The sequence below is a fragment of the Flavobacterium psychrophilum genome, assembly GCA_001708385.1.
Lineage (GTDB): Bacteria > Bacteroidota > Bacteroidia > Flavobacteriales > Flavobacteriaceae > Flavobacterium > Flavobacterium psychrophilum_A.
On the sequence record CP012388.1, the window covers coordinates 2,098,885 to 2,114,557 of the forward strand.

Below are 15,673 nucleotides of genomic sequence, written 5' to 3' on the forward strand. Positions count from 1 at the left end.
ATTTCACTATTCACACTAATTAATGGTATTCTTGTGAAATTCGTTGCGGTTTTTTTATGTCTTGCACCCTTTAGAAAGCATATTCTGTTACCGCTTCAACAGCCTTTGGCAATGCCGTTTCTGCAAGTTGGGGAATCTTTACCCCTTCGGCACGGAAAGTGGTTACATCCGTCATACCCAAAAAGCCGAGAACGTTTCTTAAAAACGGTTCCGATGAATCGTATGCACTCATAGGCCCTTCTGAATATACACCGCCTGATGCAACCGCTAAAAATACTTTTTTACCGTTTACAAGACCTACAGGACCCTGCTCTCCATAGCTAAAAGTTATTCCTGCCCTTACAATGTGGTCTAACCACGCTTTAAGCGTAGACGGTATGCTAAAGTTATAAAACGGCACACCTATAACTACATAATCTGCTGCAAGAAGGTCGCTTATTGCTGTATCAGAATAGTGTGCTGCACCTTGCTGGTCGGCAGTACGAACATCGGCAGGTACATTAAAAGCTTCAAAATGTGCTGCATCAAGATGCGGAAACGGATTCTTGGCAAGGTCGTACGTTTTTACAGTACTACCCGGATATTCCGACTGAATACGGGCTATAATTGCATCTGCCAGCTTTATGCTATATGAGTTTTCTCCGCTTATGCTTGATGTGATATTGAGTATGTTTTTCATCGTTACTTCTTATTTAAATAATTCCAAAAGCAAATGTATAACACCCATCAGGCGGTTTTACGCTACTATAATTGCTGATAGCACTATCAGTGAGTATAGTGAATAAAAAAGGGATGCTATTGCATCCCCTTTCCATTATTGTATTACTATTTTTTTTGTTACTGTTTTATCACCATCCTGAATACTGACAAGATAAACACCTGCCTGCGCATTCCTTAAAGATATTGGCTGCTCTATAGCACCTGTATTAGCAAATGACGAAGCAAACAATTGCCTGCCGCCGATGTCAAACACTGTTACTTTAATATCGTTCCCGGTTACAGAAGTAAGCTTCACCGTAAAGTCACCCTTATTTGGATTAGGGTAAACCGATAGATTGTCGATAACATTATCCTTTAACCCTACGATCTCTTCTTCTGTACTGCATACTGTTAATCCCCAGCTTACAAGCTGGCCACCATCCTGTTCAAAACCATCAGCAATCCGCAGCGTCCATGTACCCTGAGGCGACTGTCCGTTAAAAACTGACAACACCTCTACAGGCAATACAGTTCCCGAAATAGCAGGAGTGTTTCCGCAAACCAGTACTGTACCATTATCGTCAAAAATCGCATCAACATTATTAAGGTCATCGCAGGCACCGGCAAAAAGCACAACCTCTGTCCCCGACGGGCTTTGTAATATTGCTGTAAGATCGCCCATATAACTGTGGTTTATTTTTAACTGAACCGTTAACTTCTCTATTGGGTCTGTTCCAACAATAGCAAGGGTAGAATTTATAGTTACTGCTTCTGAATCTGAAATAACTACAGGCACGTTTGCAGAAATAAGGTTTGTGCATACCGTATCTCCCGTAGTAAAGCTAAATGCAGCACTCGCTCTACCAGCACAACTAATGTTAACGGGGCTTAGCCTCCAGTAATACGTTGTGTCATTTTCCAGTGATGCACTAAACGCCGGTAAAGTTGTTGTTTCGTTAACCACTATATTATCAAAAGCTTCATCGGTGGCAACTTCAACTTGGTAAGCTGTTGCATTTTCTACCGCCTGCCACTGCAGGTTTACAGACGATAAAATATTTTCTGCGCCGTTAGCGGGCGAACTCAGTACGATTTCACCAAAATTGGTAGTAAGCACATTAAGATATACATTAATTGTTTTTAAAACATCACCCGATGTAGCTTTAACTGTTATAGGATAAAGACCTATAGCAACTGTTTCAGGAAGGGTTAAAGTGAGCGCAACCACTCCGTCTGCCGAAATAGTTTCCGGAGCAAAAACCGCAACAGATCCTTCCGGATTTCCCGTTACCGTGAAGGTAGTTTCACCTGTAAAGCCGCCAAGAGCTTCATACGTAAATTCATATACAACTTCTCCGCCAGTACAAATGGTTTTCTGCTGCTCCCCGTTTACGGTAACAGCAAAGGTAGATGCCGCAGATGTAACCGTAAAATTAGTATTGGATATATCATAGAACAAATTGCCATTTGCCCTTACCATAATTCTTTTGTCCGATCCGTTACCAACAGGAACCGTAATCACTTCGCTTCCGTCATTAGGCACTTTACTTGCCAGTACTACAGGATAGGTATATCCTCCGTCGTTAGACATTAAAATATCTACAAACGCGGTATTCACATTATTTGCTGTTGTACCCGCCACATCCCAGGCTACAGTCTGGTTACTGCCTGCCTGCCATGATACGTTAGTGTTGGGCGATGTTACCAAAAATGGACCCGCAATACCCGATACCGTAACCTGCATATCATCGTAAGCTACCTGACCGCCTTCTATATTATTATCCCTAACTGTGAAGGCAAAATTATAAGTACGTGCAACGTTAGCTATCACTTCCCATGTTGGAGCAAGATCGTTAACCAGTACTGCCGTTATACTCGGCAAATAACGCTCGGGTGTTGTTTTAGGCAATAGCGACCTAAAGTTTGGTCCTTCGGTCGATGTAGCCACCGGAGGCTGTATTGAAACTTCAATATCGCCTTGCTCCCAGCTGTAGGTTAACGCATCACTGTTAGCATCTGTAGCCGATCCCTTTAATATAAAGGGTGTCCCTTTCGGAATTGTATAATCTAAACCTGCATCGGCAACAGGAGCCGAATTGCCCGTTGCTGTATTTTGCGAACAATTACCCCAGTCTTTTATAAATTCGGTTATTTCTACAATACTACTGATATGAAAGTAAGCATCAGAATTATTCTGGACACTTGGGAAACATACACCGGCATATGCCATAATTGTGCTTCCGCTGCCGGTTTCAAAAGCGGTATCGCTGTTCCTGTTACCGTCACATGAATTATTAAAGGTATGGTTTGCCCCAAACTGGTGTCCCATTTCGTGGGCTACAAAATCAATATCATAGGGGTCGCCAACAGGTGCATAAAGTCCTGTAATACCCATGGCTTTATTGTCTGAACATGGCGAATATAGCTGTGCCACACCACCACCACCTGTACTTACTGTGTGGCCAATATCATAATTATTAAAACCTATAATATTATCTATAACCTGCTGGCTTTGGCTTAATAGTATAAAGTTTTCATTCTCATTATCAAACTCATCATCATCAATAAATATAAGCGAGTCGTTATTATCAACAAGTTCCAGTGTTATAGCCAATTCTTTTTCATAAACACTGTTAATGCGCGTTACAGTAACACTCATAGCTGCAAGTACAGCCTCTTTTTGTTGCGTTTCTGTTCCGTTTTGCAGATTAGCCGCTTCAATATGAAATGCAGCATACTCTATAGTACAAGCCATAGCAAGCCTATATTTTCTAAGTACACCGTCGCTGGCTGTTGTGCTAAACGTAGTGAGTTGCGGCTGTTTGTTTTTCTTTTTAGGGCTGGCTTCTGTAACACCACATTTAAAGGTGCGCGGTGCCGAAAGATCTGTCCTGTTGTATACAATATAAAACTGCTTGTCTTTTGTATACGGATCGGTATACGATGTTCCCTCTTCAGTAAACATCATATTATGAAGGCCAAATACTGTAAGGCTGAAACGTGTAATCTCTGATGGGTTATCAACACCCTGCCCCACATACGATTTTATATCCTGATATTTTTTAGAAAGGCCTTTCTGCACAACAGGGGCTTCGTATATCCTAAAGTTTTTCATTTCTCCCTTGCCATCTGGAAACTGAACAATAACCGAAGACTTGCCTTTACCCCTTAAAGGTACATTGACAAGTTCTTTTTTAAGGGCTTCAATATCCAGCGAAAAAAGCTGGTATTTCGATGGGACAGACATCCGGGAAACCACGTCAGACGCCTTAATATAGCCGCCATCTGCCTTTTGCCAAATTTTCTGTGCATACACTCCATTACAGAATAATAGTACAGAAATTAAGAAGAATAATAATTTTTTCATGAATTTTTCTTTTTTTTGCCGCTAATATAACAAATAACACTACACGTTTTGGTTAACGTCCTGATATATTCATCATTATGAAGCAATAGGGCGTCTCGACGATTTTTCGTATATTTAGAATATGAAAAACAAAATTGCCATTGTAGTATTAGCCATTCTGCTCGTTTCATGCAAAAGCCAAAATGCTAATTCATGGAAAAATGCATCTGCTATAAGTTCTTGTCCCGAAAACACCGAATGCACTTTCGAAGTACTTGAAAACAAAAGCCTGCTGGTAAAGTCTGACGATACAGGGCATTTGTATTATCAGATTCAGGATGAAGCCGGCAAAAAAGTGGTACAGTTTACGTCCAGTAAAGTAACCGACCCACAGCTTATGGATGCCGGCTACAGCGAAACCGTAATTTTTGAAACTGACGATAGGCTATCTAACCTTAACAATAGTGGCATAAATATGCAAAACACAAAAATGCTGCTTGGTGTACAATGTTTCTGCCGTGGCAAATCCGGATTTTACAAGATAGAAAGCGGTAAAATGACCTACACCGCAAACAAATTGCACATAGAAGTGCCGGGCATTGTCGAAGGCCAAAAGATACAGGAGGTAACCGTTACTTTCAACTAAACTTCACTATCAGCAATCTACTTTTTCTAAAACAGCCAAATATTGCTTAATTTTTAGCCACAGATGATAACTTTATTGAAAGCAGATAGTTAAATTTGCTGAACTTTAATGATTCGGTTTGAAAATCTTCAATTCAATACAAGAGTTTGATTCAGCTACAAAAACAATTGTTACGCTGGGTACTTTTGATGGTGTACATAAAGGCCATAAGAGTATACTTGATAAACTCATAACAAGCAGCAAAGCATCGGGCTGCGAAAGCGTTGTGCTTACATTTTTTCCGCATCCGCGGATGGTGTTGCAGCAAAATACCGACCTAAAACTCCTTAATACTATAGACGAAAAGGCTGCCCTGCTTGAAAAAGAAGGTATAGATAACCTTATCATTCACCCTTTTGACCACGCATTTTCAAGGCTTACTGCCGAAGAATTCGTAAAAGATATTCTTGTAGACAAGCTTAACATACACAAAATAATAATTGGCCACGACCACCGCTTCGGGCGAAACAGGACCGCTACTATAGACGACCTTATAAGGTTTGGCGAAGAGTTTGGTTTTGAGGTTGAGAAAATATCGGCACTTGCCGTAGACGAAATATCGGTTAGCTCTACTAAAATACGCAATGCCCTTAACGAAGGAAATATTGATTATGCCAATAACTTTTTAGGCTATCCATATTTTATAAACGGCAGTGTAGTTCATGGCAAACAACTGGGCAGGACCATTAACTTTCCAACAGCCAACATTCAGCCTACAGAAAGCTACAAGCTTATACCTGCAAATGGTGTTTATGTAGTATCATCTGTTTTAAACGGAAAAACTGTTTATGGCATGATGAATATAGGCAACCGCCCCACTGTTGACGGCGTTGGCACAACTATAGAAGTGCACTATCACGACTTTAACGAAGACCTTTACGGACAGCTGCTTAAAGTGAATATTCACCACAGGTTGCGCGACGAGGTTAAGTTTGAATCGTTTGACGCACTTAAGCTTCAGTTGGAAAAAGACAAGGAGCAATCACTCGCCTACTTTAAAGACCACAGCCTATGAAACAGCGCCTCTTCCTCCAAATAGATAACGCTCCGTTAATTATTTTCAGGATATTTCTGGGTTTCCTGCTGGCCTGCGAAACCTTTGGCGCTATTGCTACCGGATGGGTAAAAAGTAATCTTGTAGACCCTAAGTACACTTTTTCTTTTATTGGTTTAGAATGGCTGCAGCCACTACCCGGCTATGGCATGTATGCCTATTTTTGCACCATGGGGGTATTGGGCCTGCTTGTAATGATAGGATACAAATACCGCTTCAGCCTTGGGCTATACACCCTGCTTTGGGCAGGGGCCTATTTTATGCAGAAGACATCATACAATAACCACTATTACCTGTTATTACTGGTTTGCCTTGTTATGTTATTTCTTCCGGCGCACAAATATGCCTCTATAGATGCAAAGCAAAATCCTTCAATTAAAAAACTTACCATGCCCGCCTGGTGTTCGTGGGTTATGATTATTCAGATATTTATTGTTTACTTTTTTGCCACACTGGCAAAGTTTTATCCCGGCTGGCTCGACGGTACTTTTGTACGCAATTTACTGGACTATTCGGTAACGCATGAGGGCCTGAATAAAGTTATGACACACAAAGCCTTTTACCTGTTTATCACCTATGCAGGTATGGCTTTCGATTTGCTTGTGGTACCGCTTATGTTGTTTAAACGCACAAGGACAATTGCTTTTGTTGCATCTTTAATTTTTCACATCTTTAATTCAATTACCCTTCAGATAGGTATCTTCCCGTTCTTCGCTCTTAGTTTTGCGGTGTTCTTTTATCCGCCGGAAAAAATCAGGGCATTATTCTTTAAAAAGAAACCTGTCGCAACTGAGCAAGGACAGCCAACTACCGATGGCAATTCCGTATTCTATTATTTCTTTGTTCCCTATCTTATAATTCAGGTATTGCTTCCGTTAAGGCATTATGCCATTAAGGGCGATGTACTATGGACAGAAGAAGGCCACCGTATGAGCTGGAGGATGATGCTGCGCTCCCGTACCGGCTATACAAACTTTAGAATAATAGATAAAAAAACAGGACAAATACTGTTTTATAATTTTACTGAGGAGTTTACCCCGAAGCAAATAAGCAGTATGGAAACCAAACCTGATATGATCTGGCAAACCGCCCAGCACATTAAACAGCACTACCTAAAACAGGGCATAGAAGCTGCTGTTTATGCAGATACCAAAGTATCTATAAACGGTGGCCCGTATGAAAGGCTAATCGACGAAAAAACAGATCTTGCTGCCGCAAAGTGGGATTATTTTTTTCACTGCAAATGGGTCTTACTACCTGAAAATAAACAATCTGCAAAAGATTAAATAAATCGGTTATTTAATCATACTTGTTTTATTAAAATTTTATTAATCCTCATCCGTATATGCCGTATTATCGCTAAATTCGAGGATAAATACATCAATAACCATACAGTTCGTTTTGATGCGTTTTCAACAATATATTGTTACACAATTTATTAACTGAATATAAACACACAAAAACAAAAACTATGAACTATCAAAGAGTAATAATAAACGGCTTCATTATTTATATAGGCATTGCTCTATTTTTTATACTAATGGAACTTTTAGGCTGGTCGGATCAGGTATATCTGAGACTGGTAAACTTCATCTTCGTAATATACGGAGTAAACAAAACCATAAAATCAAACTACGAAGACCATACAGACGGATACTTTGCTAATCTTACCGCGGGTATCTTTACAGCTTTAATAAGCCTTGCGCTAGGTGTACTAAGCTTTATTGGCTATATAGAATACAAAGGCGGTAACGAATACCTTAACCGATTTGAACAAAGCTACATTTTTGGAGGTGGCGAACCGTCATTATACCAATTTTGTATAGGACTTGTTGTAGAAGGTGTTGCTGCATCGGTAATTGTATCTTTTGCACTAATGCAGTACTGGAAAGATAAAGTAGAAAAAATTAATAAAGTAGATGACGTTGCACACAATCAGCATTAATAGTAACGAGACATTAAAATCTTAATACAGAAAGGCTTTTCTTATACATAGAAAAGCCTTTTTTATTTGCATTTACTTTGTTTATATTTGGCGTACCATAACTCCCGCCTAAATTGAAAATACATATACATAACAGGATTATTACGGCAGTACAATTACTGCTGCTATGCCTTTTTATGTGTATTCCTGCACATGCTTCGAGTCCTGAGCAGTGCGAGATCCTCATCCAGAAAGGCGTAGACGCCATGTGGAAAAAAGATCATGTAAAGTCGCTGGAACTGCTAACAAAAGCCAAAAACATTGCCGAAAAAAACAATTGGTACAAACAGATGTTTTTAGCCACCAATAACATTGGCGCCAACTACTACGAAATGCTGGATTATGGCGAAGCGCTTAACCACTATCTTGAAAGTTATAGTATAGCACTTAAACACCTTGAACCAACATCTGAAATGGTGGTTTTAAACAATATTGCTATTTTATATTCACGCGAAAGGAACTATGAAAAATCCGGCGAGTATTTTAAAAAAGCCTATTTAATTGCCAAAGAAAATAAGAACAAGATTAAAATAGGACTGTATGCCATGAACCTTGGCAGTATGGCCAATGAAACCGGCGACGCTGCTACGGCAAAAAAATACATAATAGAGTCATTACCTTACCTTAAGGCAGACCCAAATCTCTATACATTAGGCCTTATTACGCTCGCCCAAAATGATTTACTTACGGGCAATGCAAGACAAGCCAGGGAAAACGCTCAGGAATTGTATAAAAATGCAAAAGACCTGGGGTTTAATAACATTGGCACCCAACTATCACTTATAATTATTGAAGCCTCTATTAAAGAAGGAAATTTTGAAACTGCCGAAACAGATGCTAAAAAGCTACTGGCGAAGAACGATAACAAAGACACGCGCAGGTCGTGCTTTAATTTATTATCTAAACTGTACACCCAAAAAGGCGAACTTCATCTTGCGCTGCAATACAAAGACTCTCTGCTAAAAACAGAAGAACAGCTTAACGACATAAAAAACGGAAGGCTTTTTGAAAACAACAGGGTTAAATTTGAAATTCAGAACTACCAGAACGAAATTGCAATAAATGAAGCAAAGCTATCAAGCGAAAGACGTCTGTTTTACTCTATTATTGTATTTATTGTAATATTGGTTATTATAGTTGTGTTATTTTTTAGAAACCTGTCTATAAAGCACAAACAGAAAAAACTTATCGCAGAACGTAATGAAAGGGTACTTGCCCTTGAACTGGAAAAAGAAAAAACGGACAACCTGCTGCTTGAAAAACAAATAAGCGAAAAAGAAACCAGTGCTCTTTTAGAACAGGAACGCCTTAAAAATGAAATTGAAGCCCGAAACAGAAAACTGTCTGCAAAGGCTTTATATCTTTCCGGCAGGAACCAGCTTATAGAAGAAGTGTTATCCTCATTATCCGAAGTTCCGGATCTGGCGAAAAATCCTGCGCTTAACAAACAGATAAAAACCTTAAAAGGACACCTTAAAACCGATGACGAATGGGACAGCTTTATTACCCATTTTGAAGAAGTGAATCACGGTTTTATAAATCAGCTAAAAAATCTCCATCCATCGTTAACTGCAAACGATATACGTTTTATTTCATACATATACATGAACCTCAGTACTAAAGAAATTGCAGCTATGCTTAATATCACCGCCGAGGCATGCCGTAAACGAAAAGAACGCATTGCTACAAAGATGAATATTCCTGAAAATACCTCACTGTACGATTATTTGTCAATAATTTAATGTTAAATAACAGGCTAATTGAATTTTGTCACATTATTTATGCGTTTTAACTCATTTTGTCACATAATTTAGTGCAATTTTAACATCGATATGTTGATTTTTTTTTAGAAATTTAGCCTTTACAATAAACTAAACATACTAAATTAACTTTATGAAGAAAATTACTTTAACTTTTCTTTTCTTTTTGTGTTGCCTTTTTGGCTATGCACAGATGGAAGAAACATTTGAAGGTGCCACGTTTCCCCCGCCAGAATGGGGAGTGTACGACAACGGCATCGGAATCAATTTTTCTTGGACAAAAAATGGACAGAACAACACGGAGCAACCTGCTTATCAGGGTACGAACGCTGCATTTATTCAGCGTGAAGACGTTTTAACAGGAATGCCGGAAGACTGGCTTGTAACCAAAAGGTTCACGGTACCTAATAACGGAAAAATTAGCTTTTACTCAAGGCTTACCATTGTTGGTGACCAGGGTGGCATTTACCAGGTAAAAATTTCTACTTCGCCTGATCAGTCTTCACTGGCAGATTACACACTGATGCAGGAATGGACAGAATCACAGATTAACGGTGTACAACAGCGTGAATATGTGCTTAAAACACTAAACTTTGCTCCTGAATTTTACAACCAGGAAGTGTATGTAGCCTTTATAATGAAAGCTGATTTTGCTGACAGGTGGCTTATAGATAATGTAAGCGTAACAGAAAACTGTTTAGATCCTGCCAACTTAATTGCTGGAAACTTTACTACTACAAGTGCAGAGCTTAGCTGGGATAACCCAAGCCTTGCAACACAATGGGAGGTTGAAATTGTAGAAGAAAACGCTCCTTTTACAGGAACCGGTACACTTTACTCAGGAACTTTACCTTATGTACCAACATTAGAGGAAGATACAAGGTATAAGTATCAGGTAAGAGCAGTATGTCCACTTGGAGGAAAAAGCGAATGGATAGGTGCTGCAAGGTTTAAAACCAGCCGAAAAGGAGATATATGTACAGATCCTATAGTTGTAAACACACTACCTTACAGTAATACTGATGATACAGCCGATGCTGCCAACAATTACAATGGCACTCCGGGTACAAACTGTGGCACATTCGAATGGGGTTCTTACATAGAAGGTAATGATGTTATCTATCAATTTACACCTACAGAAGATCAGATTATTACAATTAAAGCATCAGGATTAACAAATCAATATTCTTCTATGTTTGTTTATACTTCTTGCGCTGACATAGGAACAAACTGTTTTGCATCTGATTTTAATGAATTTTCTTTAGAAAACCTGAGTATACCATTTTTAAATGTTACGGCAGGAACAACTTATTATATTCTATTCTCAACATCTTGGGATACAACTCCTTATTTCCTTACAATTCAGAGAGAATACTGTGATACTCCTGCATCATTGCAGGCTACAGGCCTAACTACAAGCAGCGCAAACCTGTCATGGACAGAAACAGGTACTGCAACATCATGGCAATATTCACTTGTACCTAAAGGAACAGGTTTACCGCAAGGTGCTGGCACTACAACAACAGCATTATCATATAATGCTACAACATTAACGGCAGGAACTCAATATGAATTCTATGTTCGTTCTAATTGTGGTGATGGCACATTTAGTAGCTGGTCTGATCCATTGTATTTTAACACACAATGTGATCCTCTTGGTACGCCATACACCCAAAACTTTAACTCAGATTCTGCAACAGAGTTCTGCTGGAGCGTAGCCGACATAAATAATGACGGAAAGGTTTGGGATCTGAATACACAATGGACTACATCTGAGGGTGACCAAAGCGCAAGTTTTTTCACAGACGGTAGCGCAGATAATGACGATATGCTTATATCGCCTACATTAACTATTCAACCAAACTTAAGATTACGTTTTAGATACAGGACAGATTCATGGAATGAAACAGCTTTTAAAGTAACACTTTCTACAACGGGTACAGACCCTGCAGATTTTACCACAGAGCTGCTTCCGCTTCAAGCGTATAGCCTGGGCGAGTTTAAGACAAGAATACTTGACCTTACTGCTTATGCAGGCCAGAATGTAAATATTGCTTGGCATGTACCACCCGGAGAAGACGGCAGTGGTAACGTTTATATAGATGATATAATTATTGAGCCATGGCCTGCTTGTGCTGAGCCTACGGAACTTACGGCTAGTAGCATTACTACAACAACAGCACTACTTGGGTGGGTTAAAGGCCACAACGAAACTGCCTGGCAGATTGGAATAAAGGAAACACCTGCTACAGGCGGTCCTGTTCCTCCGGTACAGGGAGATACGCTTCTAAACGTTTCAACAAACCCTTACACAGCAACAAACTTAGAACCTAATACAAGCTACACATATTATGTAAGAGCTTCGTGCGGTCCTAACAATGTAAGCCAATGGGTAGGTCCGTTTACTTTCAGGACAGCATGTTTACCTTTCGCTGTACCATTCCAGGAAGGATTTAACTCAGATTCTGAAACAGAAAACTGCTGGAAAATAGTTAACGCTAATAACGACTGGTCTGTATGGAATGTTAACTCTGGCTTCCCAACTTCTTTTGAAGGTGATGAGCATGCATCAATTTATGCAGGCCCGGAAAATATAAACGACTGGTTAATCTCTCCTGCCCTTATGCTTACAGGTAACGACAGGCTGAAATACCATTATGAAGTTGGAGACGGCGGTGGTAGATTTAGAGTAATGCTTTCTACAACCGGAACAGATATTGCCAACTTTACCGAAGTACTTGTACCTTCAGAAGTATATGACGACACAGACGGTTTCCTTAAAAAGATCGTATCGCTTGAAGCATATTCAGGCACTGTATATATTGCGTTTCATGCTGATCCGCCATCAGGAGGATATTCTAATATAAACATCGATAATTTTATAGTAGAACCTATCCCATCTTGTCCTGAGCCACTGGAACTTGCTATTGACAACTTAACGAAAACTTCGGTAGACGTAAGCTGGACTGCAGGTGGAGCAGAAACACAATGGGAAATTTTTGTACAGCTACCGGGTCAGGGACTACCAACAGGCGCAGGAACACCTGCAACAAGTCCTTTCACTGTTACAGAATTAACAGACGGAACTCCACTTGAGTCGGGAACAACATACGAAGTGTATGTTAGAGCGATATGTAACCCTGGCGATGCCAGCGTTTGGAGTGATGTACTTAAATTTACAACTATAATAAGCAACGACGAATGTGTTGATGCAATTACAGTTCCTGTAAATCTAACCGGAGATTGTATTCTATTCCGTGCAGCTACAACAATAGGCGCTACGATGTCTGCAGAAGAACAATGTAACGAATGGTCATCTGACGATGATGTTTGGTTTACATTTGAAGCACTATCGGACATCCACACTATTAACTTTAGAGGTTTACCTGAATTCGACTCTGTACAGTTTGCAGTATACGAAGGCGGTTGCGGCGCATTAACGCCAGTTATCTGTCCTAGCAGCAGCTATACAGGAACAGTATTAAGAAACTTAACTGTAGGAGAAACGTATACGTTAAGAGTATTTAAATATGCGTTTGACGGGGGTAAAAATTTTGAAGTTTGTATAACAACGCCTGTTACCCCTATTGCAGTAAGCTCTACAGACTACACTCCTGAGCAGTTGGTAAGGGAATTACTTATAGGATCGGAATGTGCACAAATAAGCAACATTACGTATTCTACAGGAACAAACGTTGGAGGGCCTAACGGTATCGGATCATTCACTAAAAACGGATCTGATTTCCCTTTTGAGTCTGGAATAGTTTTAACTACAGGAGAAGCAACTCAGTCTCCGGGACCTAACCATGATAACCTGGGCGCAGGCGGAGAATTTGATTGGGCAGGAGACACTGAACTTGAAGACATAATCCTGGAGGGTACAGGTGTGCCTATGGATTCTCATAACGCAACTATACTTGAGTTCGATTTTATACCTCTGATAGATACCATGACTTTTGATTTCTTATTTGCATCAGAAGAGTATGGTCAGTACCAGTGTTTTTTCTCAGACTCATTTGCATTTATATTAACCGATTCACAGGGTGACAAGAAAAATCTTGCTGTACTTCCGAACACTGAAATACCGGTTTCGGTTGTTACAATTAGAGATGAGCTTTATAACGACGAATGTGATTCTCAAAATGTTGAATATTTTGATGTCTATAATGGTATCGTTGAAGGCGAAAACTTCGGTGATAAGTCTGCGACAAACTATAATGGACAGACTGTTGTATTACAGGCAAAAGCTAACGTTATACCGGGTAACTCTTACCACATAAAAATGGTAATTGCAGACAAAGGTGATAGCGGAGTTGACTCTGCTGTTTTCCTTGGGGCTGGTAGTTTCGATATCGGTGAAATGGATCTTGGAGCTGACTTATTAGTTTCAGAGGGTAACGCACTTTGTTCTGAAACCGAAACTACTCTTGTAAGTAACCTTGATGCTGAAGCATTTATTATCAAATGGTTTAAAGACAATGTAGAAATACCTGGTGAAACAGGATCATCTCTTGTAGTTTCAGAATCTGGATTATATACTATAGATGCTCAGCTTATTGGGTCGCTATGTAATGTAAACGATAGCATTAGAGTTGAGTACTTCCCTGATGTTGATGAAGATACAAATGCTCCTGAAAACCTGTCGGCTTGTAACGATGGTGGTAAAGCTACTTTTAACCTTGAGCTTAACACTACAGCTATACTTGACGGACTTGACGCAGATGATTATACTGTAACATACCATACAAGTGAAGCAGACGCTGAAGCAGGAGCTAATGCTCTTCCACTTTCTTACGAAAACACATCAACTCCTCAAACTGTCTATGCAAGGATAGTTGAGGACGGTAACCCATGTTACGCTGTAAAATCGTTTACTCTTAGAGTAGATGCTTTACCTGATTTTAGTATTGGAGAAGACTTTACTGCTTGTGAAGGCACAAATTCGACGATTGAAGTTAGCGCAGTTAACTTTGACGATACTGTTGCTACGTATGCATGGACTAAAGATGGCGTAGCACTTACAAATGTTACAAAAAGTATTGTTGTGACAGAATCTGGAGTCTACGAAGTTACCGTAACTAACGGAAACTGCGTTGCTACAAAAAGTGTTACTGCAACTATTCTACCAGCTCCTGTAGCAGATGCACCTGCAAATGCTGAAGCTTGCGATACTTACACATTGTTACCGCTAAGCGCAGGAAACAGGTACTTTACTGCAACAGGTGGCCCTGATGGAACAGGTACAGAAATTGCTGCCGGTTCGGCTATTACAACAACACAGACAATCTATGTTTTTGCAGAAAGCCCTACTACACCGGATTGTACATCAGAGAACAGTTTTGTTGTTACAATTAATGCAACGCCTAAGTTTACTCTTAGTAATCCTGTTGTATGTTTAGCTGAAAATGGTGTAATTACTATTTCGCCGGAGAACTTTGAACTTAATGAGGCAACGTACGAATGGACGCTAAATGGCGTTACTGTTGGCACAGGAAGCAGCATTGAAGGCACAGAATTTGGCACTTATGAAGTTACAATAACCATAGGAGATTGTACTACAACAAAATCTGCAACTATTACGCAGGATACTAATGGTGTAGCATTATCAATTTCTGATGATTGCGACACTGGTATTTACCAAGTTACTGCAAGTGATGACGATGGTTCGTTTAACGTTGATACAGCTACGTATGAATGGACAGGACCGGACGGATTTACTTCTACAGACCGTACAATTACACCTACTGTTCAGGGTATTTATACTGTAACAATAGTAACTGAGAACGGATGTATTGGTGAAGATTCTTACCCTGTTACAAGTACTACTTGTAAAATACCACGTGGTGTTTCACCTAACAATGACGAGAAAAATGACACGTTTGACCTTAGCTCTCTTGATGTAAGGAAACTAGCCATATTTAACCGTTACGGACAGGAAGTTTACACCAAATCTAACTATAAGAACGAGTGGCATGGACAAGGCAAAGGCGGAAACGAATTGCCAACAGGTACTTATTTCTATATGATAGAACGCGAAAACGGTGAATCAGTAACCGGATGGGTGTATCTTAACAGAGAGGAATAATTAATTTTTAAATACCGGATTAAACCTTTTGTGTTTAATCGAGTCTAAAATAATGTTGCT

General features: G+C 39.7%; 7 protein-coding genes and 1 pseudogene. 6 read left to right on the plus strand and 2 right to left on the minus strand.

The features are described 5' to 3' along the window. Positions 1-70: 70 nt before the first annotated feature. The gene (locus tag ALW18_09070; protein AOE52644.1) at positions 71-679 is read right to left on the minus strand and encodes an FMN-dependent NADH-azoreductase; all 609 of its coding nucleotides are present in this window, start codon (positions 677-679) and stop codon (positions 71-73) included. An 852-nt stretch (positions 680-1,531) separates the two neighbouring features. Beyond that, positions 1,532-4,066: pseudogene (locus tag ALW18_09075) on the minus strand (hypothetical protein). A gap of 121 nt (positions 4,067-4,187) precedes the next feature. Here ALW18_09075 and ALW18_09080 point away from each other — a divergent pair. The 6 genes from ALW18_09080 to ALW18_09105 all read left to right on the plus strand — a co-directional run bounded on the left by ALW18_09080 (position 4,188) and on the right by ALW18_09105 (position 15,613). Next, positions 4,188-4,691, plus strand: coding sequence for a hypothetical protein (locus tag ALW18_09080; protein ID AOE52645.1), 504 nt, complete (start codon positions 4,188-4,190; stop codon positions 4,689-4,691). Positions 4,692-4,809: 118 nt separating this feature from the next. After that, a complete protein-coding gene (locus ALW18_09085; protein AOE52646.1) occupies positions 4,810-5,745 on the plus strand; it encodes a riboflavin biosynthesis protein RibF in 936 nt (311 codons plus the stop codon). After that, complete coding sequence (locus ALW18_09090; protein ID AOE52647.1) at positions 5,742-7,070, plus strand: hypothetical protein; 1,329 nt, start codon at positions 5,742-5,744, stop codon at positions 7,068-7,070. Before ALW18_09085 ends, ALW18_09090 begins: the two co-directional genes overlap by 4 nt. Positions 7,071-7,255: 185 nt before the next feature. Then, positions 7,256-7,729 carry a hypothetical protein gene (locus ALW18_09095; GenBank protein ID AOE52648.1) on the plus strand — a complete coding sequence of 158 codons (474 nt, stop codon included), beginning with the start codon at positions 7,256-7,258 and terminating at the stop codon, positions 7,727-7,729. A 113-nt stretch (positions 7,730-7,842) separates the two neighbouring features. Beyond that, complete coding sequence (locus tag ALW18_09100) at positions 7,843-9,510, plus strand: hypothetical protein (protein AOE52649.1); 1,668 nt, start codon at positions 7,843-7,845, stop codon at positions 9,508-9,510. A 151-nt stretch (positions 9,511-9,661) separates the two neighbouring features. Further along, on the plus strand, positions 9,662-15,613 hold the full coding sequence (locus ALW18_09105) for a hypothetical protein (protein ID AOE52650.1): 5,952 nt from the start codon (positions 9,662-9,664) through the stop codon (positions 15,611-15,613). Positions 15,614-15,673: the final 60 nt, after the last annotated feature.

What these genes read in the sequence shown, in the direction of transcription:
- ALW18_09105 (AOE52650.1), top strand. Translation starts at nt 9,662, where the DNA reads ATGAAGAAAATTACTTTAACTTTTCTTTTCTTTTTGTGTTGCCTTTTT.
- ALW18_09090 (AOE52647.1), top strand. Translation starts at nt 5,742, where the DNA reads ATGAAACAGCGCCTCTTCCTCCAAATAGATAACGCTCCGTTAATTATT.
- ALW18_09080 (AOE52645.1), top strand. Translation starts at nt 4,188, where the DNA reads ATGAAAAACAAAATTGCCATTGTAGTATTAGCCATTCTGCTCGTTTCA.
- ALW18_09070 (AOE52644.1), bottom strand. Translation starts at nt 679, where the DNA reads ATGAAAAACATACTCAATATCACATCAAGCATAAGCGGAGAAAACTCA.
- ALW18_09095 (AOE52648.1), top strand. Translation starts at nt 7,256, where the DNA reads ATGAACTATCAAAGAGTAATAATAAACGGCTTCATTATTTATATAGGC.